Genomic DNA, 25,361 nt, shown 5'->3' with positions numbered 1-25,361 from the left:
GGTCGAGGAACCGGTCGCGACCCGCCGCGTCGGTCACACCCGCGTCCGCGGATCGGACCGGAGAGCAAGCCCGTCCCCGGGGTCCCGACCACCGCCCACCAATGCGGTCCCCGGCCGTTCACAAATAGCCGTCTCGCACCCGTTCAGGATTCCGCCACATGCCGTCAAACAACATCGACACCCAACTCAACAACATCTTCGACGAGGACAACACCCCGCCCGAATTCGACGTGGTGTTGCGCGGCTACGACCGTACCCAGGTGTCGGACTACCTGGAGGGCCTGCGCAACGAGGTCAAGGCGGCCGGCAAGCAGGCCGAGAAGTACAAGGCCGAGCTCAACGCGAAGAACCGCCAGCTCCAGGAGCGCGAGCGCCCCACCTACGCCGGTCTGGGCTCGCGGATCGAGCAGCTGCTGCGCCTGGCCGAGGAGCAGGCCTCAGAGCTGGTCCAGAGCGCCCAGATCGACGCCAACGACATCCGCTCGGCCGCCAAGATCGAGGCCGCCGAGATGCGGGCCGCCGCCGAGTCCGAGGCCACCGAGGTGCGCACCCTCGCCCAGCGCGAGGCCGACGAGATGCGCCAGAGCGCCGAGGCCGAGGCCGAGGAGATCTCCACCAGCGCCCGCCGCCGGGCCGACGAGCTGTCCTCCACCACCGAGCGCGAGGTCCAGAAGAAGCGGGCCGCGGTCGACCACGAGATCGCCGAGAAGCGGGCGACCTTCGAGGGCGAGATCGCCAAGCTGCGCACCACCACCGAGCGTGAGTGCGCCCAGGCCCGCGCCGCGGCCAAGCGCGAGCGCGACGAGACGATCCAGGCCGCCAAGAGCCAGGCCGAGGAGCTGCGCAAGAACGCCGAGCGCGCCTACGCCGAGTCCGAGGCCCGCCGCACCGAGCTGGAGGACCAGTTCGAGTTGCAGCTGGCCGACCGGCGCGCCGAGGCCGAGCGCCAGGACGCCGAGCGCCTGGCCGCCGCGCAGGCCGCCACCCAGAAGATGGTCGCCGAGGCGGAGGAGCGCGCCGCCAGCGCCGACCACCACGCCAAGCAGGCCAGCCAGCAGGCCGAGCAGACCCGCCGCGACGCGGAGAACCACGCCAAGCAGCTGGTCGGCAACGCCAAGAAGAACGCCGCGCAGATCGAGGCGGAGGCCAAGTCCAAGGCCGAGCACATGGTCAACGACGCCAAGGCCGAGGCCGACCGCGCCACGACGGCCGCCAAGAAGGAGGTCGACGAGCTCAACCGCCAGCGCGACAGCATCCAGTCGCACCTGCAGCAGCTGCGCCAGCTGCTCGGTGGCGGTGCCGCGCCGGCCGCCCCCGCCGCCCCGGCCCCCGCGCCCGTCGCGGCCCCGGCCCCCGCGCCGGCCATCGCCGAGGGCGCACCGGCCGCCGAGGAGCCCAAGCAGCCGGCCCGTTCCGGCAAGGGCGCCGACGACGAGGACTGGTGGCAGGAGTAGTCGATCCGCGGTCCTCGTGCCGCGGGTGACCTGACGAGGGCCCGTCCCCCGCCTTCGGGGGGACGGGCCCTCGTGCGCGCGGGGGTCAGCCCGGCTGCTGGACGTCCTTCTCGTAGGGGCCGTCCCACTCGGTGGGCAGCGGGTACGCGGCGGGGGCGACCCGCCGGACGATCTCGTCCAGGACCCGGCGCACGTACGGTTCGCCCACCCACAGGTGCTTGGCGCCGTCGATGCCGATGATCTCGGCCTGGGTGAGCGGCTTGAACCGCTCCCGGGCCTGCTCCGGGCGCAGGTAGTCGTCGTGTTCGGGCACGAGGGCGACCACGGGCTTACCGGTGGCGGCCCAGTTCTCCAGGTCCGCCTCGGTGGCCCGGTGCAGCGGCGGCGACAGCAGCAGCGCGCCCGCGACCTGTGGGTCGGCGCCCCACTTCAGGGCCAGCTCGGTGCCGAACGACCAGCCCAGCAGCCACGGGTTCGGCAGCCCCTCGAACTCGGTGAACTCGATGGCGGCCAGCACGTCGTGCCGCTCGGTCTCGCCCTCGCCGAACTCGCCCTGGCTGGTGCCGTGGCGGGAGGTGGTGCCGCGCGTGTTGAAGCGCAGCACCGCGATGTTCGCCAGCGCGGGCAGCCGGAACGACGCCTTGCGCAGGACGTGGCTGTCCATCATGCCCTCGGCGGTGGGCAGCGGGTGCAGGCACACCAGGGTCGCGACCGGGTCGCCGCCCTCGGGCAGGGCCAGTTCGCCGACCAGCTCCAGGCCGTCGGCGGTGTGCAGGGTGATGGGACGTCGCACGGCGGGCAGCACCGTGGTGGCTCGGATCTCCATGGCTCCTCGGTCCGGTTCTCGGCGGGGCGGGGCTCAGTGACGGGGGGCGCGGGGAGCCCGCCGGGAGCGCCGCTCCCAGCAGGAGGAGTGCCAGTGCCGCCGGTCCTCGCCGTCGCCGTAGGGGCGCCAGGCGACGACGTGGGGCATACCGGCGGGGATCTCCTGGGCGCAGCCGGGGCAGCGGTAGGCCTTCACCGCGGCGGAGCCGGGGATACGGCGCGTCACCCACTCGCCGTCGGGGCCGGTCTCCCGGCGCTGGCCGCCGGTGATCCGCAGCATGAGGGCGTCCTCGTCCGGGGGGCCGCCGGGGGTGCGGCCGCCGCGCGAGGACTGACGGCGGGAGGAGTTGCGACGCGGGCTCACGCATCCAGGGTAGGAGAAGAACGGCGGTGGCCGTCGTCACAGGTCTACTGCGGCGACGGCCACCAGGGGTCTTCGGGGAGCGTCAGGCGTGGCAGGCGCAGCCGCCGTGGCCCTCCTCCTCCGGGGTGTCGGGCAGCCGGTCCATGAGCAGCGGCGCGGGCACGGCGATGGTGGTCAGCCCGTACTCGCCCATGGCGACCAGGGTGGTGACCACGGACTCGGCGCCGCGCTCGGCGAGCAGCTCGGTCGGGCCCTTGGGGTAGCCGCAGCCGAAGCGCATCGCGGTGTCGACGTCCTCGGCGGTGGCGTAACCGTCGCCGATCATCCGCAGGGCGTCGTCGATCTGCGGCGCGATGAGGAGCTCACCCAGGTCGAGGGTCTCCTCCTCGCGGATCATCTCGGCGTAGCGGCCGGTGGGCAGCGGCTCGGGGGCCTCGTCGCGGCCCGCGTAGAAGCCCCTGCCCGCCTTGCGGCCGTAGTGGCCGGCGGCCACCATGCGGCGCAGCAGCGGAGTGGCGGCGTAGCGCGGGTCGCGGTACTCGTCCCACAGCACGTCCATGACGGCCAGGCAGACGTCGATGCCGACCAGGTCGGCCAGGGCCAGCGGGCCCATGGGGAGTCCGGCGGCCTTCTTGACCGACTCGTCGATCTCCTCGCGGGTGGCGATCCCGCGCTCGTAGAGGCGGACGGCGTCGTTGATGTAGGGCACCAGCAGCGCGTTGGCGACGAACCCGGCGCGGTCGCCGACCGTGATGGGGGTCTTGCCGATGCGCTTGGCGACCTCGGTGACGACGTCGGCGGTCTCGGCGGAGGTGGAGACCGTGGTGATGACCTCGGCCAGCTTCATGACGGGGGCCGGGTTGAAGAAGTGCAGCCCGACGACCTTCTCCGGGCGCCCGGTCAGGGCGGCGATCTCGGTGACCGACAGCGAGGAGGTGTTGGTCGCCAGGATCGTCTCGCTCTTGCAGATCCGGTCCAGGTCGCCGAAGACGTCGCGCTTGAGGTCCATCCGTTCGGGGACGGCCTCCACGACCAGGTCCGCGTCCGCCAGGTCCTCGCGGGACGTGGTGAACGTCAGGCGCTGCTCGATCGCGGAGCGCTCCTCCTCGGTGAGCTTGCCCTTGGCGACGGCGCGCCCGAGGGACCTGTCCAGGTGGCCGCGGCCGCGGTCGAGGGCGGCCTGGTCGATCTCGACCCCGATGACGTTGAAACCGGCCCGGGCGAACACCTCGGCGATGCCCGCGCCCATCGTGCCGAGTCCGACGACACCGACCTTCTTGAATTCCTGCACCATGAGGCCAAGCCTAGACGGCCCGCGGACCCCGGACGTCCCCGGGACCCCCTTGCCCGTACTCACGAGTAACACGATGTCGGGACATGCCCGGCGGGGCCGCCGCCCTCACCTCGGCGGCGGCCCTTCCCCCTTCCGGCCGGGCCGGTGTCCCCGCGCGGTCCGTCCTGGCGGGCCGGCCCCGGCCCGCACCGCGCGTTCTCTGGAGAGGTTAGGCGCCCGGCCCCGTTCCGGTCACGGGGCGCGGAGGCCACAAAGTCCTTGCCCGGACGGTGCCCCCACCTGTCCCGGCGGGTCGCCCGCCGGCTTCCCGCGTTCGCGCACCGGGCACGCCGCGGAGACGGTAACGTGACGTTTCGTGCGTCTCGTCATCGCCCGGTGCAGCGTCGACTACGTCGGCCGGCTCACCGCCCACCTGCCCATGGCCCCGCGGCTCATCCTCATCAAGGCCGACGGGAGTGTGTCCATCCATGCCGATGACCGGGCCTTCAAGCCCCTCAACTGGATGAACCCCCCGTGCAAGCTGCGCGAGGAGACCGTCGAGGACGGCCCCGACCTGTGGACCGTCACCCACGGCAAGTCCGGTGAGAAGCTGGTCCTGACCGTGGAGGAGGTCCTGCACGACTCCTCCCACGAACTCGGCAAGGACCCCGGCCTCCAGAAGGACGGTGTGGAGGCCCACCTCCAGGAGCTGCTGGCCGAGCACATCACCACCCTCGGCGAGGGCTACACCCTCATCCGCCGCGAGTACCCGACCGCGATCGGCCCGGTGGACATCCTGTGCCGGGACGGGGAGAGCCGCACGGTGGCCGTGGAGCTGAAGCGCCGCGGCGACATCGACGGCGTCGAGCAGCTCACCCGCTACCTGGAGCTGCTCAACCGCGATCCGGTGCTGGCGCCGGTGAAGGGCGTCTTCGCCGCCCAGGAGATCAAACCGCAGGCGCGGGTGCTCGCCGAGGACCGCGGCATCACCTGCGTGGTCCTGGACTACGACGAACTGCGCGGCATCGAGCCGGACGTCCTGCGCCTGTTCTGACGGGCCCCTGCCGGGCCCGGTAGAGACCACGGCAGCAGCCGCCGGCAGGTGGGCACCGCCCTGTTCGGAGCCGTCGCGGGCCCCGAGGTCGGACCGTGTCCCTACCGGTCGGCCGGGGCCCGACCCCTCATGGGACGGCGTGGCCGCCCGGAGGACCGTGTCCTCCGACCGGATGACACCGGGCCGCCCGGTCGCCCGATACCGCCCGGGCCCGCCGCGCGCGAGGCTCGGTGGTATGAGCACGACCGTGATCGAGGCCGCGGGCCTCCTCAAGAAGTACGGCGACCACACCGCCGTCGCGGGGGTGGACCTGTCGGTCCCCCGCGGCGAGGTCTTCTCGGTCCTGGGCCCCAACGGCGCGGGCAAGTCCACCACCGTCGAGATCCTGGAGGGCTTCCGCCGCCGCGACGGCGGCACCGTCCGGGTGCTCGGCGCCGACCCCCAGGGCGCGGGCCGGGCCTGGCGGGCGCGGATCGGCATCGTGTGGCAGCAGGAGACCCTGCTGCCCAAGGTCCCGGTGCGCGAGGTGCTGCGGCACTTCGCCGGACACTACCCCGCCCCGCACGGCGTCGACACGATCCTGGAGCTGGTCGGCCTGACGGAGCAGGCCCGTGCCCTGCCCGAGTCCCTGTCCGGTGGCCGGCGGCGCCGCCTGGACGTGGCCCTGGGCATCATCGGCGGACCCGAACTCCTCTTCCTCGACGAGCCCACCACCGGTTTCGACCCGAAGGCGCGACGGGACTTCTGGGGTCTGATCCGGAACCTGGCCGAGCAGGGCACCACCATCCTCCTCACCACCCACTACCTGGAGGAGGCCGAGGCCCTCGCCGACCGGGTGTGCGTCCTGGCCCGGGGACGGGTCCGCGCTCTGGGCGCCCCCGACACCCTGGGCGGAAGGGCCACCGCGCAGGCCACCGTGAGCTGGTCGCAGGACGGGGTGCGGCGCGAGGTCCGCACCGGCGAGCCCACCCGTGTCGTCGCCGACCTGGCCGCGGGCTTCACCGGGGAGATCCCCGAACTGCGCGTGCACCGCCCCACCCTGGAGGAGGTCTACCTGGGGTTGATCGAGGACACCGGGGGGACCGAGGACGCCGGGAGCGGCGGCGAGCGGGCGGAGGCACCGGCATGAGCGGCACCCTTGGCGGCGCACCCGCGGGTGACGTCCGGCTGCCCGGCACGCTCCGCGTGGGGCTGTCCCGGGGATGGCTGGAGATCCGGTCCTTCACCCGGGAGTGGGAGAGCGTGATCTTCACGTTCGCGCTGCCCGCACTGATCCTGATGATGTTCGCGTCGGTCCTCGACGGACTGTTCGACGTCGGCATGCCCGCCGTCGACCACTACCTGCCCGGCCTGTTCGCCATGGGTCTGATGTCGGTCAGCTTCCAGACCCTGGGCGCGGGGATCGCCACCGAACGCGACCAGGGCGGGCTGCGGCGGCTGCGCGGCACCCCGATGCCGCCCGCCGCCTACTTCCTGGGCAAGACCCTGCTGGTGTTCTTCCTCGCCCTGGGCCAGGCCGTCCTGCTGCTCGGGGTGTCCGCCGTGGTCTTCGGCGCGTCCCTGCCCGACAACGCCGCCGACTGGTCCACCGTGGCCTGGGTACTCGTCCTGGGTACGGTCGCCTGCTCCCTGCTGGGCATCGCGGTCAGCTCACTGGCCCGCACCGCCCAGGCGGCGTCCACCATCGTGGTGGTGCCGTTCCTGGCCCTACAGTTCACCTCCGGGGTGTTCGTTCCGGTGGCGGTGCTGCCCGACGGGGTGCTGGCCGTCGCCTCGCTGTTCCCGCTGCTGTGGATGGCGCAGGGCATGCGGGCCGCCTTCTACCCGGACGCGATGGCCGCGTTCGAACCCTCCGGGGCGTGGGACCTGCACCTGGTGGCGCTCGCCCTGGGCGCCTGGTGTGCGGTGGGCTCGGCTCTGGTACTGCTGACGTTCCGGTGGAAGACACGGAAGGACGGGTGATCGCCGTGGCGGCGCGTGCTCCGGAACAGGTCGCGGCGGCGGAGCCCGCGGTCGCCGAGCGCCACGCCTGGGCGCTCGACGGTGCCTGGTACGCGTACGTGACGGTGGCGCTCGGGATCTCCGCGGCGGTGGCGGTGACCTCCGAACCGGGGGTGCCCGCCTGGACCGCCGCCGCCCTGTTGGCGGCGGCCGCCGCCCTGTACCTGGCCGTCGGCCGGCGCCTGTACGACGACGACCGGTACGCCACCCTCCCGGCGATCGCCTTCACGACGGCGGTGGCGGCCCTGGTGACCGTCGCGGTGACCCTGGCCCCGGCCGCTACCTTCTGCCTGTTCGCGGTGGCCCCCGTGTGCTTCATGTCGGGGGGATCGGTGATCGGGGCGATGGCGGTCGGGACCATCATGTTCGTCCCCGCCGGCATCCGCTTCCACCTGGGCGGGACAGAGCCGTCGGAGGCCCTGGTGGGCGTCGGCGTCAACCTGGTCATCCTCGGTTTCGCCCTGTGGTTCGGCCGCTGGTTCGAGAGGGTGATCGAGGAGAGCCACGAACGCTCCCTGCTCATCCGCCAGCTCCGGGAGAGCCGGGCCGAGTCCGCCCGGCTGTCGGAGGAGACCGGCGCCCTGGCCGAGCGCGAGCGCCTGGCCCGGGAGGTGCACGACACCCTGGCCCAGGGGTTCACCAGCATCATCGCCCTCGCCCAGGCCGTGGAGTCGGAACTGGACACCGATCCCGCCCTGGCCCGCCGCCACCTGGCGCTGATGCGGGAGACCGCTGCGGAGAACCTCGCCGAGGCACGCGCCATGGTGGCCGCCCGCCGCCCCGTACCCCTGGGCGAGGACACCCTGGAGGCGGCGCTGGAACGCATCGGGGCCCGGCTGGGCACCGAGCTGGGCGTGCCCGTCTCCGTGGAGGTCCAGGGCGCCCCGCGGGAGCTGCCCGGCGACCTCCAGGTGTGCCTGCTGCGCACCGCCCAGGAGGCGCTGGCCAACATCCGCAAGCACGCCGCGGCCGACCGGGTGGCGGTCACCCTGGCCCACACCGACGTGGGCACCCGGCTCACCGTCACCGACGACGGGCGCGGCTTCGACCCCGCCGCCCCGGCCGCGGGCAACGGCCTGCCGGGCATGCTCCACCGGGCGCGCGGCGTCGGCGGCACCCTGGACGTCGACAGTGCGCCGGGGGAGGGCACCACCGTCCGCCTGACCCTGCCCGAGCCCGAGGAGTCCCGATGAAGTCGTCAAGCCGTCTGCGGGACCGGTGGGGCGGGGGTGAACACCCCGTCGGCATCTCCGTGAACAGCGACTCGTGCGCAGATCTCGACCAGCGACCGGAGCGCCCTGGAGGGAAGGGCGGCCACTCCTCAGAAGCCATGGACGGCAAGACCCCGTCAGCCACACCCGGCCCTCCCGGGCCACCTACCGACTTACGGAGGTCCGCGTGATCCGTGTCCTGCTGGTCGACGACCACCCGGTGGTCCGCGAGGGCATCCGCGGCATGCTCGCCGCCGAGGCCGACCTGGACATCGTCGGCGACGCCGCCTCCGGCCCCGAGGCGCTGGCGCGGGTCGCCGAACTGGCCCCCGACGTGGTCCTGATGGACCTGCGCATGCCGGGCGGGGACGGGGTCGCCGCCACCGAGCGCATCATCGCCGACCACCCCGGGACGCACGTCCTGGTGCTGACCACCTACGACACCGACACCGACATCCTGCGCGCGGTGGAGGCCGGGGCCACCGGGTACCTGCTCAAGGACACCCCGCGCGCGGAACTGGCCGAGGCGGTGCGCGCGGCCGCGCGCGGTGAGACGGTGCTGACCGGGCGGCTGGCGGGCAAGCTCGTCACCGGGATGCGCAACCGCTCCGCCCCGGCCGGCCCGGCGCTGTCCCCGCGCGAGGTCGAGGTGCTGTGCCTGGCCGCCGAGGGCGCGACCAACGCGGCGATCGGCCGCGCCCTGCACATCAGCCCGACCACGGTCAAGACGCACCTGATGCGCGTGTACGAGAAACTGGGGGTGGGCGACCGTACGGCGGCCGTCAGCCGGGCGATCCGCCGGGGGCTGCTACCCGGAGCGTGAACCCGCGGATCCCAGGGATGTCCCGGGGTTCCTTCCCGATGCGCGAGAGGGTGTCCCGTCACGAGAATCGGAATATGGTGGAGACGATGAGCGAGATCACACCCCCCGACCCCGATCGGATGCGCGCTTCCGACGCCGATCGCGACGCGGTCGCGCACCGACTCCAGGAGGCCTTCGCCGAGGGCCGCCTGGATCCCGACGAGCACAGCGAGCGCCTGGACGCGGTGTACCGCGCCAAGACGGTCGGCGAACTCGTCCCCCTCACCCAGGACCTGCCCGCCGTTTCCGGACCCGCCGCGCCGGCCGCCCCCACCCCCGGCGACTTCCGGTCCCCGCGCCCGATCTACGGTGCCGACCGGATCGTCGACCAGCCGCCGACCAGCTCCGTCGCGATCGCCGTCATGGGCGGCGCCGACCGCTCCGGCAGCTGGGTCGTCCCGGAGAACTTCGTGGCGTTCGCCCTCATGGGCGGTGTGGAGCTGGACCTGCGCGAGGCCCGGTTCACCGCCCGCGAGACCACCATCTGGACCTACACCGTCATGGGCGGGATCGGCATCGTCGTCCCCGACGACGTGCAGGTGCGCGTCCACGGCCTGCCCGTCATGGGCGGCTTCGGCGTGGGCGGCGGGACGCCGAGCGTGGTCGACCCGGGCGCACCGATCGTGCACGTGCGCGGCATCGCCGTCATGGGCGGGGTCGGGGTGGACTACCGCAGGCGCAAACACCAGAAGAGGCAGGACGAGATCGAGGAGTGAGACCGGGCGCGGATTCCGCGCCCGGTTGGACGTTCGAGCCGCCCGCAGCCGAAAATCCGACCACAGTGATCACGGGAACGTAAGACCTGTGGCTGATTGTGGCAACCTCCCGCGGCATACTTGCCCGGCGCGGTCGAACGGTGTCAGTGTGCAACGGTACCCCGCCTACCCCGGGTGTCCATCCCCCGACACTTCGGAGCGGTGGACTCCCCCGTAAAACGGAGGAACATCGTTGCGCACACCCCACAGACGACGGGCGGCGACCGCGGGAATCACCGCCCTGGTCATGGCCGCGGGGGTCCTCGCGACCACCCCCGCGCACGCGGACCCCGAGACGCAGGCACGCGGCGGCGACGAGGCCGAGCCGCCGGAGTGGCTGCGCCGCCCGGTCCGGCCCGAGAAGCCGGCCCGCCCCGGCATGCCGCAGGAACCGCCCCTGTCGGAGCTGGTGACCGCCGACTCCATCCGGGCGCACATGGAGAACCTGGACACGATCGCCGAGTACAACGGCGGCCACCGGGCCACGAACTCCCCCGGCTACGACGTCTCCGCCCTGTACATCGAGGACCAGTTGGAGAGGGCGGGGTACGAGACCTTCCGCCACGAGTACGACTACGAGCTGTGGCGCGAGCAGTCCGACCCGGTGCTGGCGCAGACCGCCCCGCAGGAGGTCGCCTACGAGGGCGGCACCGACTTCCTGACCATGTCGTACTCGAACTCCGGTGATGTGACCGCCCCGGCGGTCGCCGTCGACGCGGAGAGCACCGACAGCGGCTGCACCGCGGACGACTTCGCCGACTTCCCCGAGGGCGCGATCGCGATCACGGTGCGCGGCGGCTGCCCGTTCGCCGACAAGGTCGCCAACGCCGCCGCGGCCGGCGCGACGGCCGCACTGGTGGTCAACAGTGCCGACGAGCTCTTCGCCGGGACCGTCGGCGAGACGTCCGCGATCCCGGCCGTGGGCGTCTCCGGTACCGCGGGCGCCGCGCTGCTGGCGGCCGAGGGCCTGGAGCTGCGGGTGAAGGTCGACGCCACCGTGTCGCAGGAGTCGTCCTTCAACGTGCTGGCCGAGACGCCCGGCGGCCGCGCGGACAACGTGGTGGTCGTCGGCGCCCACCTGGACGGGGTCGAGGACGGCCCGTCCATCAACGACAACGGTTCCGGCACGGCGTTCGTGCTGGAGACCGCGATTCGGCTGGCCGCCCAGGGCGCCCCGAAGAACAAGGTGCGGTTCGCCTTCTGGGGCACCGAGGAGGAGGGCCTGGTCGGTTCCACGGAGTACGTGGGGAGCCTGACCGACGGCGAGGTCGACGACATCGCGCTGTACCTGAACTTCGACATGATCGGCTCGCACAACTACGCCCGGTTCGTCCTGGACGGCCGGATGGAGCTGCCGGACTCGTCGGGCGCGCCGTCGGGCTCGGGTGCGATCGCGAAGGTGTTCGAGGACTACTTCGCCGAGCAGGACCAGGTCAGCGAGCCGGGTGTGCTGAGCGGGCGCAGCGACTACCGCGCGTTCATGCAGGCGGGCATCCCGTCGGGCGGCCTGTTCAGCGGCGCCGACGGGGTCAAGACCGAGGAGCAGGTGGAGTGGTACGGCGGTACCGCGGGTGAGCAGTTCGACCCGTACTACCACACCGCCGACGACACCCTGGAGAACGTCAACTGGGACTCGGTGGCCGAGCTGGCCGCCGCGGGCGCGCACGGCGTGGAGTTCCTCGCCGAGAGCACGCTGCCGGTCAACGGGGTGCTGAGCACCCGCGCGGCCGTGCAGTTCCCGCGCCTGGGCCACGACTGGGTCCTGTGACCCGACCGCCGCACCGGCACAAGGAGGGGCGGCGGGCGTGAACCCCCCGGTTTCACGCCCGCCGCCCCTCGCGGTGTCTCCCCCTCCGTGCCCGCCCGAGCGGCCCCCCTCATGACTCCGTTCGGGTTTGCACGGCGAACACCGCGGCGGGACTACGTTGAGTAGCACCCTCACTCCATAAGGTATCAGTGAGCCAGATCACTTCTCACCCCCTGATGCCGAACAGTTATCCTCCGTCACACCTGTTTGCGGAGCAGTAGGTGGGCCTGGGGGAATCCGCGGCGCTCGTCCTCGCCACCGGCGATGACGAGGCGGGCCACCTCGGCGAGACCGGCCTCTCCCGCCAGCACCGACACCCGTTCCGGTGAGTAGCGGTGGGCGGGCGCCACCCGGTGGTCGAAGGGCTCGCAGAGCATCCCCGGGTCGTCGAGGGCCTGGAAGGCCAACAGCAGGTACCCGCCCGCCCTCAGCATCCGGTGGAACCCGGCCAGCGTCACGGGCAGCCGCCCGGGCGGGTCGTGGATCACCGAGTAGTGGGCCAGGATCCCGCCCAGCGTGCCCTCCGCCGCCACCGGGTCCGCCAGGTCACCCACCTCGAAGCGCAGCCCCGGGTACGACTCGCGGGCCAGGGCGACCATGCCCGGCGACAGGTCCACCCCGAACGCCTCCACCCCCAGGTCCCGCAGCCTCGCCGTCAGGCGCCCGGGCCCGCACCCGGCATCCAGCACCGGGCCGCCGCCGCGGACCAGTTCCGCGAAGACCGGGAGCAGCGCCCGGTCCAGCGGCCTGCCCGCCTCCCACCGGTCCGCGGAAGCCGCGTACTCCCGCGCCAGCGCACCGTAGGCGTCCCCGACCGTCTCATCCGTCTCTCCCATGCCGCACGACACTAGCCTGTGTTCCTTTGAACCTCCGCTTCGCCCCGGCCCGCCCGTCGCCGACGGTGTCCCATCGAGTGGTGCGGCCTTCCCGGCCCTCTCCCCACGGACGTGCGCCGTCGGCGTCCGCCCGGTCGGTGTCCCGCCGCCTTCGGCGGCTCTTCCGCCCCGGTCAGCGGACCACCCGCACGCAGCGGCGGACCGGCGCCGGCCGACTGCCGCGATGACCTGCAAGGACGCAACCGCGCGAAAGTCACACCACCCCACGGGACATGGCCCCGGGCAGCCGCCACCGCCCTCAACGGAGGGCCTGGCGGCCGCGGTCCTGCTCTCCCTGCGCTGCGCCCTTCGGGGGCGGGAGCCTTCGGCCCTGCGGCGGCCGGCGGTCCCCGGTCTAGGGTGGGGGGCATGACTCAACGGGACACGGACAAGCCGGTCGTGCTGTCCAAGATCTACACGCGGACCGGGGACGCGGGTACCACCGCGCTCGGCGACATGAGCCGGACCCGCAAGAACGACACCCGGATCGTCGGCTACGCGGACACCGAGGAGGCCAACGCCGCCATCGGCGCCCTGCTCGCCCTGGGCGAGGTCCCCGACGACGTGCGGGCGCTGCTCTCCCGCATCCAGAACGAGCTGTTCGACCTGGGGGCCGACCTGTCGACCCCGATCGTCCCGGACCCCGAGTACCCGCCGCTGCGCGTCCTGCCGGAGTACGTCACCCGGCTGGAGGAGGCCTGCGACACCTACAACGCCGACCTGCCGACCCTGCGCAGCTTCATCCTCCCCGGCGGCTCCCCCACGGTCGCGCTGACGCACACCGCCCGGGTAGTGACCCGGCGGGCCGAGCGCAGTGTGTGGGCGGCCATCGAGGAGCACGGCGACTCCGTCAACCCGCTCACCGCGCAGTACCTCAACCGCCTCTCGGACCTGCTGTTCATCCTGGGCCGGTACGTGGCGCGGGAGGGCGACGAGGTCCTGTGGAAGCCCGGCGGCGAACGCTGACCCGGTTCCCGTCCGCCTCTGGACACCGCAGGGGAAGCGGGGGAGAGTGAAGCCGTCCTCCCCCCGCCCCCCGAAGGAACCCCTCGTGACGGAGAAGGAGCGCGTCTCCCGGCAGACGATCCAGGCCCGCAACAACCCCGGTCATCGGCTGGTCGTTCATCGCCCTGGGAGCGATCCTGCTCGTCCTCAACCTCTGGCTGATCGCGCTCGGCGCGTTCAACCCGGCCGTCCTCATCGCGATCGTCATGCTGATCGCCGGGCCTCTTCACCTGCGCCGCCACACCTTCGAACCGGTCCGCTACTCGGACGGCCGCATCGCGTTCAGCGGACCCGGCTGGTTCGGCAGCAGGGAGGTCGGCCCCACCCGCCCGGGTGAGCGCTTCCTGGTCGAGGGCGGCCGGATCGTCTTCGAGTCCGCGGACGGCGGGCGCCGCAGACTCCCCGTGCACCGGTGGCTGACGCGCTCCGAGGACTGGAAGAAGGCCGTGCGGATCATCGAGGGCGACGACTAGCAGGCGGGCGGGAACTCGGCGGGGTCGGCGTACTCCGCCTCCCCCTCGCCGGACACGCTCGCGTACAGGCCCTGTTCGGCGGCCAGGGCCTCGGTGGTGAAGCGCAGCACCGCGATGTCGTGCTCGGTCGCCTCGCCGGGCTCGGCCTCCGCGGTGCCCACCCCCAACAGGTACTCCTCCTCCGGGGACTCCGGGCCCATCCGGTAGATGGGACCGCCGTCGTCGTCGACGATGCTCCAGTCCTCGCCGGGGTCGGACAGGTCCACCTCCAGGGACCGGCCCTCGAACTCGCGGGTGGCCACCAGGTGTCTTCGCTGGGTGTCCCCGAGCAGGTCGATCTGCCGGGGCGGATCCTGGCCGCACCAGGTGACCATGACGACGGGGAACTTGTGCCCGGCCGTGAAATGGCCGGTGGCGACCGCGGCGACGTGGCCGCCGGTCGGCTGGCAGGAGACGAGGAACGGGCTGAGAAGGGCGAGGGCGATCAGGCCCCGCAACCGCGATACCACCATGGGAACGCATCCTGCCATCCCGGACCGCCCGAGCGGCGGCGGCGCGCGGCGGGGTTCCGGCGGCCCGGAGCGAACATCTTCGAGGAGGGGCCCGCGGCCGCAGGCCGTCCGTCGGGGGCGGTGGTGGGGGACGGGGGGAGGACGTGGGCGCAGGGCCGGAGATCCCCGCCCATGGGGGCGCCCGAGCGCCGGACCGGAGCGGAGGCCCGGAGCGGCACGGTCACGAGTCCCAGTCGGTCCCCGGGGGCATCGACTCCACCCAGGACAGGAACCCGGTGAGGGTGGCGTCGTTCATGGCGATCTCCACCGCGGGCCGGTCCCCGCCGCCGTCCCAGGTCAGATGCACGACGGTGGTGTCGGCGGGCAGGTGCTCACCGGGTTCCGGAGGGCGGCGTCCGGACACGACGAGACCGCGGCGCGACAGCTCTGCCGTCGGCCGCGGTCTGATCGAGAATGCGGGGAACCAGCCCAGGTACGACGAACCGTACCGGCACAGGCCGATCCGCCAGGCGCCCCGGCGTCCCCCCGCGCCCGGGAAGCGCAGGTGGCACTCCACCGCTCCGCCGCGCCGCAGGAGGACCCGGCGGCGCAGGATCGCGGCGCACACCACCGCCGCCGCACACAGGGCGAGGGCGGGGAACACCCACCGAAGCAGGTCCAGCGGCTGTTCCATGGGCCCCGTTCCGAAAGGCTAGGAGACGTCCTCGCCGGCGGCCCGCAGGCGGCTGCGGGCGCGGCCCAGGGCGGCGGTGTCGTCGCCCCCGGTCGCGTTCTTCAGCGCCGTGCGGGCGCGTTCCACGTCGATGTCCTCGGCGAGCTCGGCGGTCTCGGCGAGGATCGAGACGCGACCCTCACCCGACACCGAGATGAACCCGCCGTGGGCGGCGGCGCGGACCTCGCCGTTCTCCCGCGCGCCCAGCACGCGGACGACCGCGTCCTCGGCGAGCAGCGAGAGGACGGGGATGTGGTTCGGCTGGATACCGATCTCACCCTCGACGGTCTTCGCGATGACCATGTCGCCCTCGCCCGCCCACACCTCGTGCTCGGGCGAGACGATCTCGACGAAAAGCTTCTTCGACACTGCCTGAACTCCTCGGCCAGGGTTGGATTGGGCGGGGGCCGCCCGCCGTGACGGGCGGCCCCACCGGCTACAGGGGTCTAGCCCTGGAGCTTCTTGGCCTTCTCGACGACCATGTCGATGTTGCCCACGTCGAGGAACGCCTGCTCGGGCAGGTGGTCGTACTCGCCGTCGCACAGGCCCTTGAAGGAGGCGATGGTCTCCTCCAGGGGCACGAACACGCCCGGCGTACCGGTGAACTTCTCCGCCACGAACATGTTCTGCGACAGGAAGCGCTCGATGCGGCGCGCGCGGTTGACGATGATCTTGTCCTCTTCGGACAGCTCGTCCATACCGAGGATGGCGATCTGGTCCTGGAGGTCCTTGTTGCGCTGGAGGATCTCCTTGACGCGCTGGGCGACCTGGTAGTGCTCCTGGCCCACGTACTGCGGGTCGAGGATGCGGGAGGTCGACGCCAGCGGGTCCACCGCCGGGTAGATGCCCTTCTGCGAGATCGGGCGGGAGAGCTCGGTCGTCGCGTCCAGGTGGGCGAACGTGGTCGCCGGGGCCGGGTCGGTGTAGTCGTCCGCGGGGACGTAGATCGCCTGCATGGAGGTGATCGAGTGGCCCCGGGTCGAGGTGATCCGCTCCTGGAGCTGACCCATCTCGTCGGCCAGGTTGGGCTGGTAACCCACGGCGGAGGGCATGCGGCCCAGCAGCGTGGAGACCTCCGAACCCGCCTGGGTGAAACGGAAGATGTTGTCGATGAACAGGAGCACGTCCTGGTTCTGAACGTCGCGGAAGTACTCCGCCATCGTCAGAGCGGACAGCGCCACCCGCAGACGGGTGCCCGGGGGCTCGTCCATCTGGCCGAAGACGAGAGCGGTGTCCTGGAGGACCTCCATCTCGTCCATCTCCAGGAAGAGGTCCGTACCCTCACGGGTGCGCTCGCCGACACCGGCGAACACGGACACACCGCCGAAGTTGCGGGCGATACGGGTGATCATCTCCTGGATCAGCACGGTCTTGCCGACACCGGCACCACCGAACAGGCCGATCTTGCCACCGCGCACGTACGGGGTGAGGAGGTCGATGACCTTGATGCCCGTGACCATCATCTCGGTCTTGGATTCGAGCTGGTCGAACGACGGCGGCTTGCGGTGGATCGGCCAGCGCTCGGTGACCTTCAGCTCCGAGGTCGGCACGTCCAGCGCCTCGCCCAGGGTGTTGAACACGTGGCCCTTGACGATGTCGCCGACCGGCACGCTGATGGGCTCGCCGGTGTCGCGCACCTCGGCGCCGCGGACGAGGCCGTCCTGCGGGGCCAGCGAGATGGCCCGCACCAGGTTGTCACCCAGGTGCTGGGCGACCTCCAGGGTGATGGTCTTGGTCTCGCCGCCGACGGTCACGTCGGTGTGCAGGGCGTTGTAGATGGCAGGGATCGAGCCGACGGGGAACTCCACGTCGACGACCGGGCCGGTGACCCGGGCGATCCGACCGGTGGCGGTGCCAGCCCCGGTCGTCTCTTCAACAGTCGCAGTCACTTTTCTTACTCACTTCCCGCGCTTGCAGCAGAGAGCGCGTCGGCACCGCCGACAATCTCACTGATCTCGTTGGTGATCTCGGCCTGACGCGCCTGGTTGGCCAGGCGGGTCAGGGTCTTGGCGAGTTCCTCGGCGTTGTCGGTGGCGGCCTTCATGGCGGCCCGACGGGACGCCTGCTGGGAGGCGGCGGATTCCAAGAGGGCGAAGTAGATGCGGTTGGTCACGTACTGCGGGAGCAGCCGGTCCAGCGCTTCCTCGGCGGAGGGCTCGAACTCGTACAGCGGCAGGGCCTGCCCGCCGTGCGCGGCCTCAAGCTCCGCCTCGTCGACCTCTTCCACCTCCAGCGGCAGCGCCCGCGTGGCGGTCGCGCGCTGGGTCAGCATCGACACGAACTCGGTCGAGACCACGTGGATCTCGTCGACGCCGCCCTCGGAGGAGTCCTTGGCGAACCTCTCCATGAGAGCGGTGCCGATCTCCTGGGCGTGCGCGTAGGTCGGACGCTCGGTGATGCCCTCCCACTGCTCCTCGACCGGGCGGTCGCGGAACTTGTAGGAGGCCACGCCCTTGCGGCCCACCATGTAGGTGACGACCTCCTTGCCCTGCTCCTTGAGGAGTCGGGCGAGGGAGTCGGCCTCCTTGAGGACGTTGGACGAGAAGGCGCCCGCCAGGCCCTTGTCGCTGGTGATGACCAGGACGGCGGCACGGGTGGGGTTCTCGGCCTCGGTCAGCAACGGGTGGTCGGACACCCGGCTCGCCAGGGCCGAGACCGCCCTGGTGATCTCCCGCGCATAGGGTCCGGCAGCCTCAGCCGCACGCTGCGCCTTGGTGATGCGCGTCGTGGCGATGAGCTCCATCGCACGGGTGATCTTCGCCGTCGACTTCGTCGAGCGAATCCTCCGGCGATAGACGCGAAGCTGTGCACCCATGGGTTACTTCCCGCCCTTGGCGACCTTGATGGTCTCCTGGCCGACGTTCTCCTCTTCGAGCGCCTCGGCCTCGGCCTCGGTGCCCAGGAGGGTGCCCCCGGACGTCTGGAAGCCCTGCTTGAACTTGTCGAGCGCGCCCTCCAGGGCCTGCTCGGTCTCCTCGCCGAACTTCCCGCTCTCGCGGATGACGTCCAGGATGCTGGAGTGCTCGCGGTCGAGGAAGTCCAGGAAGTCGTCCTCGAAGCGGCGCACGTCCTCGACCGGGACGTCGTCGATGCGGCCGGTGGTGCCCATCCAGATGGAGACGACCTGCTTCTCCATCGCGAACGGGGAGTACTGGCCCTGCTTGAGCAGCTCCATCAGGCGGGCGCCGCGCGCGAGCTGCTGCTTGGAGACGGCGTCCAGGTCGGAGCTGAACGCGGAGAAGGCCTCCAGCTCGCGGTACTGGGCCAGGCCCAGCCGGAGGGTACCGGAGACGTTCTTCATCGCCTTGGTCTGGGCCGCGCCACCGACACGGGAGACCGAGATACCGACGTCGATGGCCGGGCGCTGACCCTGGTTGAACAGCTCGGAGTCCAGGAAGACCTGGCCGTCGGTGATGGAGATGACGTTGGTGGGGATGTACGCCGAGACGTCGCCCGCCTTGGTCTCGATGATCGGCAGCGCCGTCAGCGAGCCCTTGCCCAGCTCGTCGGAGAGCTTGGCGCAGCGCTCCAGGAGCCGGGAGTGCAGGTAGAAGACGTCACCCGGGTAGGCCTCGCGGCCCGGCGGGCGGCGCAGCAGCAGGGAGACGGCGCGGTAGGCCTCGGCCTGCTTGGTGAGGTCGTCGAAGACGATGAGGACGTGCTTGCCCTGGTACATCCAGTGCTGGCCCAGGGCCGAACCGGTGTAGGGGGCGAGGTACTTGAAGCCCGCGGCGTCGGAGGCGGGGGCGGCGACGATGGTGGTGTACTCCATCGCGCCGGCCTCCTCCAGGGCGCCGCGCACGCTGGCGATGGTCGAGCCCTTCTGGCCGACCGCGACGTAGATGCAGCGCACCTGCTTGTCGGGGTCGCCGGACTCCCAGTTCGCCTTCTGGTTGATGATCGCGTCGACGCAGACCGCGGTCTTGCCGGTCTGCCGGTCGCCGATGACCAGCTGGCGCTGGCCGCGGCCGATCGGGGTCATCGAGTCGATCGCCTTGATACCGGTCTGGAGCGGCTCGTGGACGGGCTTGCGCTCCATCACGGTCGCGGCCTGCAACTCCAGCTCGCGGCGCTCGGTGGACTCGATCTCGCCCTTGCCGTCGATGGGGGTGCCCAGGGGGTCCACCACACGGCCGAGGAAGTCGTCACCCACCGGCACGGAGAGGAGGCGACCGGTGCGGCGCACCTTCTGCCCCTCCTCGATGCCGGTGAAGTCGCCCAGCACAACGGCACCGATCTCGCCGATTTCGAGGTTCTGGGCCAGGCCCAGGGTTCCGTCCTCGAATTCCAGCAGCTCGTTCGCCATCGCCGAGGGGAGGCCACTGACGCGGGCGATGCCGTCACCGGAGTAGGTGACGGTACCGACCTCTTCCGCGCGGGTGGCCTCAGGCTCGTACGACTGGACGAAGCGCTGCAGCGCGTCCCGGATCTCGTCCGGCCGGATCGTCAGCTCCGCCATCTCTACGTTGTCCTTGCTCTCAAGTGGCGCCTGACCGGCGCCGTGCGTACTTGCCTTGCGTTTTTTCAGCCGGCCAGACGGCGCTGGGCCTCGGCGATACGCCCGGCGATGGTCCCGTCGATGACCTCGTCACCCACCTGGATGGAAAGCCCACCCACGATTTCGGGGGCGACCTCGATGTTCAGGTGGATGTCGCGGCCGTAGGCGCGCGTGAGCGCCGCCCCCAGCCGGGACTGCTGGTCCTCGCTCAGGGCGACGGCGCTGCGGACGACCGCGACGTAGCGCTTGGCGCGCTCGGCGACGATGTGCCCGTAGTTCTCCAGCGCCTGTTCCAGGGTACGGCCCCGGGGCCGGGTGACCGCTTCGCCGACGAGGGTCAGCGTCGCGGGGTCCACCTTGCCCGAGAGCAGGCCCTCCAGCAGGGAGCGCTTGTGCTCGGGGCCGACACCGTCACGGGTCAGGGCATCGCGCAGCTGCGGCTGGGAGGCGACGATCCGCTCGAAGCGGAACAGCTCGTCCTCCAGGCCGTCCAGGGCCGCGGCGCTGCGGAGCGAGGCGACGGTCGCGTAGACCGCCATCCGCTCCATGGCGTCCACGAGGTCGCGCGTGCTCGACCACTTGACCGAGACGACGTCGCCGGCCACGAGGACCGCCGACGGCGAGACCTTGGACTCCAGCAGCTGCCCGATGAGGGCCGTCTTGGCCTCCGCCGGGTTCGCCTGGTCGGCGAGCCAGCGGCGCAGCGAGTGCTCCTCGGTGAGCAGGGCGACGATCTGGAACAGTTCGCCGCCCAGGGCGACGCCGCCGGTGGCGCCGGCCGACGCCAGGACGTTCTCGTCCAGGCGCCGGGTCACCTCGGTCAGCGACGTACGGCTGATACCACGCATCAGCGCACCTCGGCTTGCTGCTTGCCCTCGCTCTGCTCCAGCTCGTCCAGGAACCGGTCGATGACGCGGCTCTGGGCGGCGCTGTCGCTGAGGCTCTCACCGACGATGCGGCCGGCGAGCTCGGTGGAGAGCGTGCCGATCTCACCCTTCAGCTGGGCGAACGCCTGCTGGCGGTCGGCCTCGATCTGAGCGTGGGCGGCGTCGACGATGCGGCGGGCCTCGGCCTGGGCCTCCTCGCGCGCCTCGGCGATGATCGCCGCCCGCTGCTCCTTGGCCTTCTCCAGCTCCTGCGCGTACTCGCGGTGGGCCTCTTCGAGCTTCTCGCGGTACTGCTGGCGGATCTCGTCCGCCTCGGCCTCGGCCTTCTGAGCGCGAGCGATGCCACCCTCGATCTGGTCGGCACGCTCGTCCAGCGCCTTCGTCAGCCGCGGCCACATCTTGTAGACGACGCCGAGGATGATGAGGAAGGCGATGAGGCCGAAGGTGAACTCGTCCCAGTGGATGCGCAGGACGTTTTCTTGTTCAGCTGCCAAATACACGGTTGGCATCCCCTTCGCGTTCTGTATGACCAGGTGTTACTAGACGGCGAACGCGAGAACGAAGCCGAGGATGGCCAGGGCCTCGATGACGGCGAAGCCGAAGATCATCTGGCCCTGGAGGACGCCACGGGCCTCGGGCTGGCGGGCGATGGCCTGGACACCGAGACCGAAGACGAGACCCACACCGATGCCGGGGCCGATGGCGGCGAGGCCGTAACCGATGCTGTTGAGGTTACCTTCGATGGCGGCGAGATCCATTGATATTCCCTTTACTACAGGCCGACGATCATGGACGTCGTCGGACGGACGTGATGAAACGGAGAACGGGTCTTGCTGTGCGTACCGGGAGGGACCGCGGGGGCCTCTCCTAGTGCGCGCCCTCCATGGCCTCACCGAGGTAGATGGAGGAGAGGAGGATGAAGACGTAGGCCTGGACCGCCATGATGAACAGCTCGAAGGCCGTGAAGACCAGGAAGCCGATCAGGGCGATGCCGGAGTAGCCGACCGAGATGGCGCCGAAGAGCGGACCCATCGGGGAGGTCGGGTTGAACATGTAGAAGCCGGCGGCCGCGAACAGCGCGAGCAGCAGGTGCCCCGCGAACATGGTCGCGAACAGACGGATCATGTGCGTGGCCGGCCGGATGATGAAGTTCGACAGTGCCTCGATGGGCACCACGACCGGCAGGATCCACCCGGGGACGCCGCCCGGAACGAGGCGGGCCTTGAAGTGGGCGGCGGCACCGTGCTCACGGATGCCGACCACGTTCCACAGGACGAAGATGAACAGGGCCAGGACCGCGGGGAAGGCCAGGTTGGAGGTCACCGGCAGTTGGAGGCCGGGGATGAGACCCATGACGTTCATGCTGAAGATGAACAGGAACAGGGTCACCATCAGGGGGAGGTACTTGTCCCCCTTCTTGCCCATGGTGGTCCGGGTGACCTGGTCGCGGATGAACGTGACCAGCAGTTCGGCCATGCTCTGGCCGCGGCCGGGGACGACCTTGGCCTTGCGGGTGGTGAAGTACCAGAAGGCGGCGGCGACGATCAGCGCGACCACCGCGACCAGGTAGTACTTGTTCAGCCCGGAGGTGAGGGGAAGACCGAAGTCGACCCACGGGGTCGGGTTGAAGAGGCTCACTCCCGGAGCCTCGAACCCGCAATCGTCTCCGAAGAGGTGGCAGCCTGATTCGGACGCCGCGACGACGCTCACGTCAGCACCCACGGCGATCCCTTTCGTCGTGACGCAACTCAATCCTTGGTGTTCTCGTCGGGACGGTCCCGCCCACAGCGGGGGCGGACGCACCCGGGTGTTCGGTCAGGACCGGACGTACTGGGCATAGATGAGGTAGATCGAGCCGACCAGGCCCACTCCCAGCCCGATGGGCAGGAAGAGACCGGAGAAGCCCAGGGCCCAGTCCACGACCCAGCCCACGCCGCCCCAGAAGGCGAGCCCTCCCAGCAGGTACGAGATGAGAGTGGTGGCGTTGGCGTTGGACGATGTCTCGTCCTTCTTCGCACTCGACCGACTCATGCTCTCGCTCCGGAAGATAGCAGTAGGTGATCAGGCTCGGCGCACCACCCCGCCCGAACGGGGTCACCGGCGCGCCTCACTGTCCTCGGACTCGTCTTCTCCCGCGGGGACGATGGTCGGCTGCTTGCTGCGCTTGACCGCCACGGCCTGGGCCGACAGCCACGCGATGACACACGCCAGCGCCGACCAGCCGAACACCGTGGTGTCCAGGGCCTGCGTCCCCCGGAAGGTCAGCAGGACGGCCAGGAGGATGCCGAACTTGGTCGTGTAGACGAGGAGGGCCACCGGGAGGAGGAGCTCCGGACGCCGGCCGCCGGTCCAGGAGATGACGAACGCCGAACTGGCGAACGCGCCGATCACCAGGGCGACAGCGAAGAGCGCGCCGAGGAGTCCCTGAACGTTGCCGAGGGCGAAGCCCGCGATCATCGCGACCACGCCGACCAGTGCCGTCGGAATCGCGGCGCCGCGGAGAGTCCGGGCGTCGTGTTCCTGCATCAGAAAAGCTCCGTGAGGTTCAGTGGTTGCCTGCTCGTGAAAGCTATCACAAGGTTTTCGGTGCTGAATCCGGGGGTTCCTTAACGCGACCTTAACGCCTCGGGAAACACCCGCTCCGCCCGCGTTTCAGGCCCTGTGTCACCTTGGCCACACCCGTCACGACCGCCCCGGAGGCACCCCGCCCCGCGAGCCGAAAGGGACCTGGGGCCCCCTGCCCGGATCACAGTCCTCTCACCGTTTCACACCGGCCCCGGAACGGCGGCCGTGCGAACGGCCCCAGGGCAGCAGGCCGCGGCGGCGCAGCCGCGGCAGCGCGATGAGGCCGACCGCGCAGACCGCGACCAGGGCGGTCACCGTCAGCACCACCACCGCGGAGTCGAACACCGACAGCGCGACCGCGGCGAACGCCACGATCCCCGCCCACAGGTACATGAGCAGCACCGCGCGCACGTGGCTGTGCCCCATGTCGAGCAGGCGGTGGTGCAGGTGCCCGCGGTCCGGGGCGAACGGCGACTTGCCCGCCAGGGTGCGGCGCAGCACCGCGAGCACCAGGTCGGCCAGCGGCAGCGCGATGACCAGCAGCGGCAGCGCGATCGGCAGGAACACCACGAGGCCGGAGTTGAACTCCTCGCGGGCGGTGTTGGCGTCGAACTGCCCGGTCACCGTGATGGTGATGGAGGTGAGCAGCAGGCCCAGCAGCATCGAGCCGGTGTCGCCCATGAACACCCGGGCCGGGTGGAAGTTGTGGCAGAGGAATCCGACACAGGTGCCCGCGAGGATGATCGCGATCATCGCCGGGTACGACTGGCGGACGAACCCCTGCTCCACCGCGACCACGTAGTAGTAGGCGAAGAAGGCCAGGGCCGAGATGCCGACGATGCCCGCGGCCAGGCCGTCCAGGCCGTCGGCGAAGTTGACCGCGTTGATGGTCACCACGATGAGCAGCACCGACACCAGCGCGCCCAGCCAGGGGCCGAGTGAGAGCTGGGTGCCGGGCAGCGGCAGCCAGAGCAGCTGGACGCCCGCGGCGACGAGGATGCCCGCGGCCGCGACCTGCCCGGCGAGCTTGCTGACCGGGCCCATCCCCCACCGGTCGTCGATGACGCCGATGACCGTGATGAGCCCGCCCGCCAGCAGCAGGCCGATCCAGGTGTCGGCGACGAACACGTTCTGTAGGTGCGGCAGTTGCGCGGAGAGCAGCAGGGCCACGGCGAAACCGCCGTAGATGGCCAGCCCGCCCAGCCGGGGGATGGGCTCGGTGTGCACGTCGCGGTCGCGCACCGGCGGGGTGGCGCCGAAGGCGATCGCGAACCTGCGCACCAGCGGAACCAGCAGGTAGGTCACCGCGGCGGCGATGACGAAGGTGAGCGCGTACTCCCGCACGGCCTGGCCCTTCTGTCTCTGCGTCCTGGGACGGGGGGCGGTCAGTCGCGATCGCGGTCGGCGGCCTCGGACCCGGTCTCCCCGGTGGCGGGCTCCGCGCCCGTCGCGGGGGTGTCGGCGGCAGGGGCCTCGGCGGCGGGGGCCGCCTCGGCCGGCGCGGTCTCCTCGGCGCTCCGGGCCTTGGGGCGGTCGGGGCCCTTGCGCAGTTCGCCGATGACCGTGCCGCACACCTCGCGCAGCTTCTCGATGGGGATGGCGCCGCTGCGCAGCACCCGCGGGACCGCGTAGGTGAGGTCGACGATGGTGGAGGGCACCGACGACTCCGTCGCCCCGCCGTCGAGGTAGACCGCGACGGCCTCCTCGCCCAGCTGCTCGATGGCCTCCACGGCCGTGGTGGCGGCCGGGCTGCCGGACCTGTTGGCGCTGCTGACCGCCATCGGGCCGGTCTCCTTGAGCAGGTCCAGGGCGACCGGGTCCATCGGCATGCGCACCGCGACGGTGCCCTTGGTGTCGCCCAGGTCCCAGGACAGGCTGGGGGTGGCGGCGCACACCAGGGTGAGCGGGCCCGGCCAGAACTCGTCCATGAGGTCGCGGCCGAACCGGCCCAGGTCGTCGACGAGGGCCATCGCCGCGCGGGTCGAGCCGACCAGCACCGGCGGGGGCATCTCGCGGCCGCGGCCCTTGGCGGCCAGCAGGTCCGCGACCGCCTTGGGGCTGAAGGCGTCGGCGCCGATGCCGTACACGGTGTCCGTGGGCAGCACCACCAGCTCGCCTCGGCGGACCGCGGACGCGGCGTCGGCGATGCCGTCCTTGCGGGCGGTCTCGTCCGCGCAGTCGTAGATGCGGCTCACCTGCGTTCACCTCGTTCTCAAGCGGGTGGGCCG

The 25,361-nt window shown here is 71.4% G+C and carries 28 protein-coding genes; 10 read left to right on the top strand and 18 right to left on the bottom strand.

All coding sequences use genetic code 11. From position 1 onward, the window contains the following. Positions 1 to 158: 158 nt before the first annotated feature. On the top strand, positions 159 to 1,454 hold the full coding sequence (locus QJS33_RS01695) for a DivIVA domain-containing protein (RefSeq protein WP_306366031.1): 1,296 nt from the start codon (positions 159 to 161) through the stop codon (positions 1,452 to 1,454). Positions 1,455 to 1,539: 85 nt separating this feature from the next. On the opposite strand, the gene QJS33_RS01690 is transcribed toward QJS33_RS01695, so the two are convergent. The 3 genes from QJS33_RS01690 to QJS33_RS01680 all read right to left on the bottom strand — a co-directional run bounded on the left by QJS33_RS01690 (position 1,540) and on the right by QJS33_RS01680 (position 3,937). Beyond that, entirely contained in the window at positions 1,540 to 2,280 is a 741-nt protein-coding gene (locus QJS33_RS01690) for an alpha/beta hydrolase (protein ID WP_306366030.1), read from the bottom strand. A gap of 33 nt (positions 2,281 to 2,313) precedes the next feature. Then, entirely contained in the window at positions 2,314 to 2,643 is a 330-nt protein-coding gene (locus tag QJS33_RS01685) for an ATP/GTP-binding protein (protein ID WP_306366029.1), read from the bottom strand. 82 nt (positions 2,644 to 2,725) lie between these two features. Beyond that, positions 2,726 to 3,937 carry a 3-hydroxybutyryl-CoA dehydrogenase gene (locus QJS33_RS01680; RefSeq protein ID WP_306366028.1) on the bottom strand — a complete coding sequence of 404 codons (1,212 nt, stop codon included), beginning with the start codon at positions 3,935 to 3,937 and terminating at the stop codon, positions 2,726 to 2,728. 355 nt (positions 3,938 to 4,292) lie between these two features. Between QJS33_RS01680 and nucS the strand changes: the two genes are divergently transcribed. The 7 genes from nucS (at position 4,293) to QJS33_RS01645 (ending at position 11,567) form a co-directional block, all read left to right on the top strand. Continuing rightward, complete coding sequence (gene nucS, locus QJS33_RS01675) at positions 4,293 to 4,970, top strand: endonuclease NucS (protein ID WP_306366027.1); 678 nt, start codon at positions 4,293 to 4,295, stop codon at positions 4,968 to 4,970. 235 nt (positions 4,971 to 5,205) lie between these two features. Continuing rightward, positions 5,206 to 6,099, top strand: coding sequence for an ABC transporter ATP-binding protein (locus QJS33_RS01670; RefSeq protein WP_306366026.1), 894 nt, complete (start codon positions 5,206 to 5,208; stop codon positions 6,097 to 6,099). Further along, complete coding sequence (locus QJS33_RS01665) at positions 6,096 to 6,932, top strand: ABC transporter permease (protein WP_306366025.1); 837 nt, start codon at positions 6,096 to 6,098, stop codon at positions 6,930 to 6,932. Before QJS33_RS01670 ends, QJS33_RS01665 begins: the two co-directional genes overlap by 4 nt. After that, on the top strand, positions 6,908 to 8,164 hold the full coding sequence (locus tag QJS33_RS01660) for a sensor histidine kinase (protein WP_306366024.1): 1,257 nt from the start codon (positions 6,908 to 6,910) through the stop codon (positions 8,162 to 8,164). Before QJS33_RS01665 ends, QJS33_RS01660 begins: the two co-directional genes overlap by 25 nt. 205 nt (positions 8,165 to 8,369) lie before the next feature. Next, a complete protein-coding gene (locus QJS33_RS01655; RefSeq protein WP_306366023.1) occupies positions 8,370 to 9,005 on the top strand; it encodes a response regulator transcription factor in 636 nt (211 codons plus the stop codon). A 74-nt stretch (positions 9,006 to 9,079) separates the two neighbouring features. After that, a complete protein-coding gene (locus QJS33_RS01650; RefSeq protein ID WP_306366022.1) occupies positions 9,080 to 9,760 on the top strand; it encodes a DUF1707 domain-containing protein in 681 nt (226 codons plus the stop codon). Between the two features lie 286 nt (positions 9,761 to 10,046). After that, the gene (locus tag QJS33_RS01645; protein WP_306366065.1) at positions 10,047 to 11,567 is read left to right on the top strand and encodes a M28 family peptidase; all 1,521 of its coding nucleotides are present in this window, start codon (positions 10,047 to 10,049) and stop codon (positions 11,565 to 11,567) included. Positions 11,568 to 11,803: 236 nt separating this feature from the next. Here QJS33_RS01645 and QJS33_RS01640 read toward each other — a convergent pair whose 3' ends face one another. Beyond that, positions 11,804 to 12,442, bottom strand: coding sequence for a class I SAM-dependent methyltransferase (locus QJS33_RS01640; protein ID WP_306366021.1), 639 nt, complete (start codon positions 12,440 to 12,442; stop codon positions 11,804 to 11,806). Positions 12,443 to 12,850: 408 nt separating this feature from the next. Between QJS33_RS01640 and QJS33_RS01635 the strand changes: the two genes are divergently transcribed. After that, complete coding sequence (locus tag QJS33_RS01635; protein WP_306366020.1) at positions 12,851 to 13,447, top strand: cob(I)yrinic acid a,c-diamide adenosyltransferase; 597 nt, start codon at positions 12,851 to 12,853, stop codon at positions 13,445 to 13,447. A gap of 245 nt (positions 13,448 to 13,692) precedes the next feature. Continuing rightward, a complete protein-coding gene (locus QJS33_RS01630; RefSeq protein ID WP_306366019.1) occupies positions 13,693 to 13,959 on the top strand; it encodes a hypothetical protein in 267 nt (88 codons plus the stop codon). Here the strand turns inward: QJS33_RS01630 and QJS33_RS01625 are convergent. The 14 genes from QJS33_RS01625 to QJS33_RS01560 form a co-directional block, all read right to left on the bottom strand. Next, on the bottom strand, positions 13,956 to 14,471 hold the full coding sequence (locus QJS33_RS01625) for a hypothetical protein (RefSeq protein ID WP_306366018.1): 516 nt from the start codon (positions 14,469 to 14,471) through the stop codon (positions 13,956 to 13,958). The genes QJS33_RS01630 and QJS33_RS01625 overlap by 4 nt on opposite strands. Positions 14,472 to 14,691: 220 nt before the next feature. Next, complete coding sequence (locus QJS33_RS01620) at positions 14,692 to 15,144, bottom strand: DUF2550 domain-containing protein (RefSeq protein WP_306366017.1); 453 nt, start codon at positions 15,142 to 15,144, stop codon at positions 14,692 to 14,694. Positions 15,145 to 15,162: 18 nt separating this feature from the next. Continuing rightward, a complete protein-coding gene (locus QJS33_RS01615) occupies positions 15,163 to 15,552 on the bottom strand; it encodes a F0F1 ATP synthase subunit epsilon (protein WP_306366016.1) in 390 nt (129 codons plus the stop codon). A 77-nt stretch (positions 15,553 to 15,629) separates the two neighbouring features. After that, positions 15,630 to 17,072: a F0F1 ATP synthase subunit beta gene (gene atpD, locus QJS33_RS01610; protein WP_306366015.1), complete on the bottom strand. Its 1,443-nt coding sequence runs from the start codon at positions 17,070 to 17,072 to the stop codon at positions 15,630 to 15,632. A 5-nt stretch (positions 17,073 to 17,077) separates the two neighbouring features. Next, positions 17,078 to 17,998, bottom strand: coding sequence for a F0F1 ATP synthase subunit gamma (locus QJS33_RS01605; RefSeq protein ID WP_306366014.1), 921 nt, complete (start codon positions 17,996 to 17,998; stop codon positions 17,078 to 17,080). A gap of 3 nt (positions 17,999 to 18,001) precedes the next feature. After that, complete coding sequence (gene atpA, locus QJS33_RS01600) at positions 18,002 to 19,642, bottom strand: F0F1 ATP synthase subunit alpha (protein WP_306366013.1); 1,641 nt, start codon at positions 19,640 to 19,642, stop codon at positions 18,002 to 18,004. 65 nt (positions 19,643 to 19,707) lie between these two features. After that, positions 19,708 to 20,529, bottom strand: a complete 822-nt coding sequence (locus QJS33_RS01595; protein WP_306366012.1) for a F0F1 ATP synthase subunit delta — start codon at positions 20,527 to 20,529, stop codon at positions 19,708 to 19,710. After that, a complete protein-coding gene (locus QJS33_RS01590; RefSeq protein ID WP_306366011.1) occupies positions 20,529 to 21,077 on the bottom strand; it encodes a F0F1 ATP synthase subunit B in 549 nt (182 codons plus the stop codon). Before QJS33_RS01590 ends, QJS33_RS01595 begins: the two co-directional genes overlap by 1 nt. Positions 21,078 to 21,107: 30 nt before the next feature. Then, positions 21,108 to 21,326: an ATP synthase F0 subunit C gene (atpE, locus tag QJS33_RS01585; RefSeq protein WP_220562989.1), complete on the bottom strand. Its 219-nt coding sequence runs from the start codon at positions 21,324 to 21,326 to the stop codon at positions 21,108 to 21,110. A 109-nt stretch (positions 21,327 to 21,435) separates the two neighbouring features. Further along, on the bottom strand, positions 21,436 to 22,290 hold the full coding sequence (atpB, locus tag QJS33_RS01580) for a F0F1 ATP synthase subunit A (RefSeq protein WP_306366010.1): 855 nt from the start codon (positions 22,288 to 22,290) through the stop codon (positions 21,436 to 21,438). Between the two features lie 93 nt (positions 22,291 to 22,383). Next, positions 22,384 to 22,599 carry a hypothetical protein gene (locus QJS33_RS01575; RefSeq protein WP_306366009.1) on the bottom strand — a complete coding sequence of 72 codons (216 nt, stop codon included), beginning with the start codon at positions 22,597 to 22,599 and terminating at the stop codon, positions 22,384 to 22,386. Between the two features lie 63 nt (positions 22,600 to 22,662). Continuing rightward, positions 22,663 to 23,094, bottom strand: coding sequence for a hypothetical protein (locus QJS33_RS01570; protein ID WP_306366008.1), 432 nt, complete (start codon positions 23,092 to 23,094; stop codon positions 22,663 to 22,665). Between the two features lie 231 nt (positions 23,095 to 23,325). Next, positions 23,326 to 24,477, bottom strand: a complete 1,152-nt coding sequence (locus QJS33_RS01565; protein ID WP_306366007.1) for an MraY family glycosyltransferase — start codon at positions 24,475 to 24,477, stop codon at positions 23,326 to 23,328. Positions 24,478 to 24,518: 41 nt separating this feature from the next. Beyond that, the gene (locus QJS33_RS01560; protein WP_306366006.1) at positions 24,519 to 25,328 is read right to left on the bottom strand and encodes an L-threonylcarbamoyladenylate synthase; all 810 of its coding nucleotides are present in this window, start codon (positions 25,326 to 25,328) and stop codon (positions 24,519 to 24,521) included. Between the last annotated feature and the right edge of the window lie 33 nt (positions 25,329 to 25,361).

The sequence above is a fragment of the Nocardiopsis sp. CC223A genome (assembly GCF_030766825.1).
Classification (GTDB): Bacteria; Actinomycetota; Actinomycetes; order Streptosporangiales; family Streptosporangiaceae; genus Nocardiopsis.
This window is presented reverse-complemented; position numbering and strand designations above follow the sequence as displayed.

Excerpts from the sequence above, each read along its gene's own strand:
- QJS33_RS01695 (WP_306366031.1), top strand. The coding sequence starts at position 159 with ATGCCGTCAAACAACATCGACACCCAACTCAACAACATCTTCGACGAG.
- QJS33_RS01690 (WP_306366030.1), bottom strand. The coding sequence starts at position 2,280 with ATGGAGATCCGAGCCACCACGGTGCTGCCCGCCGTGCGACGTCCCATC.
- QJS33_RS01680 (WP_306366028.1), bottom strand. The coding sequence starts at position 3,937 with ATGGTGCAGGAATTCAAGAAGGTCGGTGTCGTCGGACTCGGCACGATG.
- QJS33_RS01670 (WP_306366026.1), top strand. The coding sequence starts at position 5,206 with ATGAGCACGACCGTGATCGAGGCCGCGGGCCTCCTCAAGAAGTACGGC.
- QJS33_RS01665 (WP_306366025.1), top strand. The coding sequence starts at position 6,096 with ATGAGCGGCACCCTTGGCGGCGCACCCGCGGGTGACGTCCGGCTGCCC.
- QJS33_RS01650 (WP_306366022.1), top strand. The coding sequence starts at position 9,080 with ATGGTGGAGACGATGAGCGAGATCACACCCCCCGACCCCGATCGGATG.
- QJS33_RS01645 (WP_306366065.1), top strand. The coding sequence starts at position 10,047 with ATGGCCGCGGGGGTCCTCGCGACCACCCCCGCGCACGCGGACCCCGAG.
- QJS33_RS01640 (WP_306366021.1), bottom strand. The coding sequence starts at position 12,442 with ATGGGAGAGACGGATGAGACGGTCGGGGACGCCTACGGTGCGCTGGCG.
- QJS33_RS01635 (WP_306366020.1), top strand. The coding sequence starts at position 12,851 with ATGACTCAACGGGACACGGACAAGCCGGTCGTGCTGTCCAAGATCTAC.
- QJS33_RS01630 (WP_306366019.1), top strand. The coding sequence starts at position 13,693 with ATGCTGATCGCCGGGCCTCTTCACCTGCGCCGCCACACCTTCGAACCG.
- QJS33_RS01625 (WP_306366018.1), bottom strand. The coding sequence starts at position 14,471 with ATGGTGGTATCGCGGTTGCGGGGCCTGATCGCCCTCGCCCTTCTCAGC.
- QJS33_RS01620 (WP_306366017.1), bottom strand. The coding sequence starts at position 15,144 with ATGGAACAGCCGCTGGACCTGCTTCGGTGGGTGTTCCCCGCCCTCGCC.
- QJS33_RS01605 (WP_306366014.1), bottom strand. The coding sequence starts at position 17,998 with ATGGGTGCACAGCTTCGCGTCTATCGCCGGAGGATTCGCTCGACGAAG.
- atpA (WP_306366013.1), bottom strand. The coding sequence starts at position 19,642 with ATGGCGGAGCTGACGATCCGGCCGGACGAGATCCGGGACGCGCTGCAG.
- QJS33_RS01595 (WP_306366012.1), bottom strand. The coding sequence starts at position 20,529 with ATGCGTGGTATCAGCCGTACGTCGCTGACCGAGGTGACCCGGCGCCTG.
- QJS33_RS01590 (WP_306366011.1), bottom strand. The coding sequence starts at position 21,077 with ATGCCAACCGTGTATTTGGCAGCTGAACAAGAAAACGTCCTGCGCATC.
- atpE (WP_220562989.1), bottom strand. The coding sequence starts at position 21,326 with ATGGATCTCGCCGCCATCGAAGGTAACCTCAACAGCATCGGTTACGGC.
- QJS33_RS01575 (WP_306366009.1), bottom strand. The coding sequence starts at position 22,599 with ATGAGTCGGTCGAGTGCGAAGAAGGACGAGACATCGTCCAACGCCAAC.
- QJS33_RS01570 (WP_306366008.1), bottom strand. The coding sequence starts at position 23,094 with ATGCAGGAACACGACGCCCGGACTCTCCGCGGCGCCGCGATTCCGACG.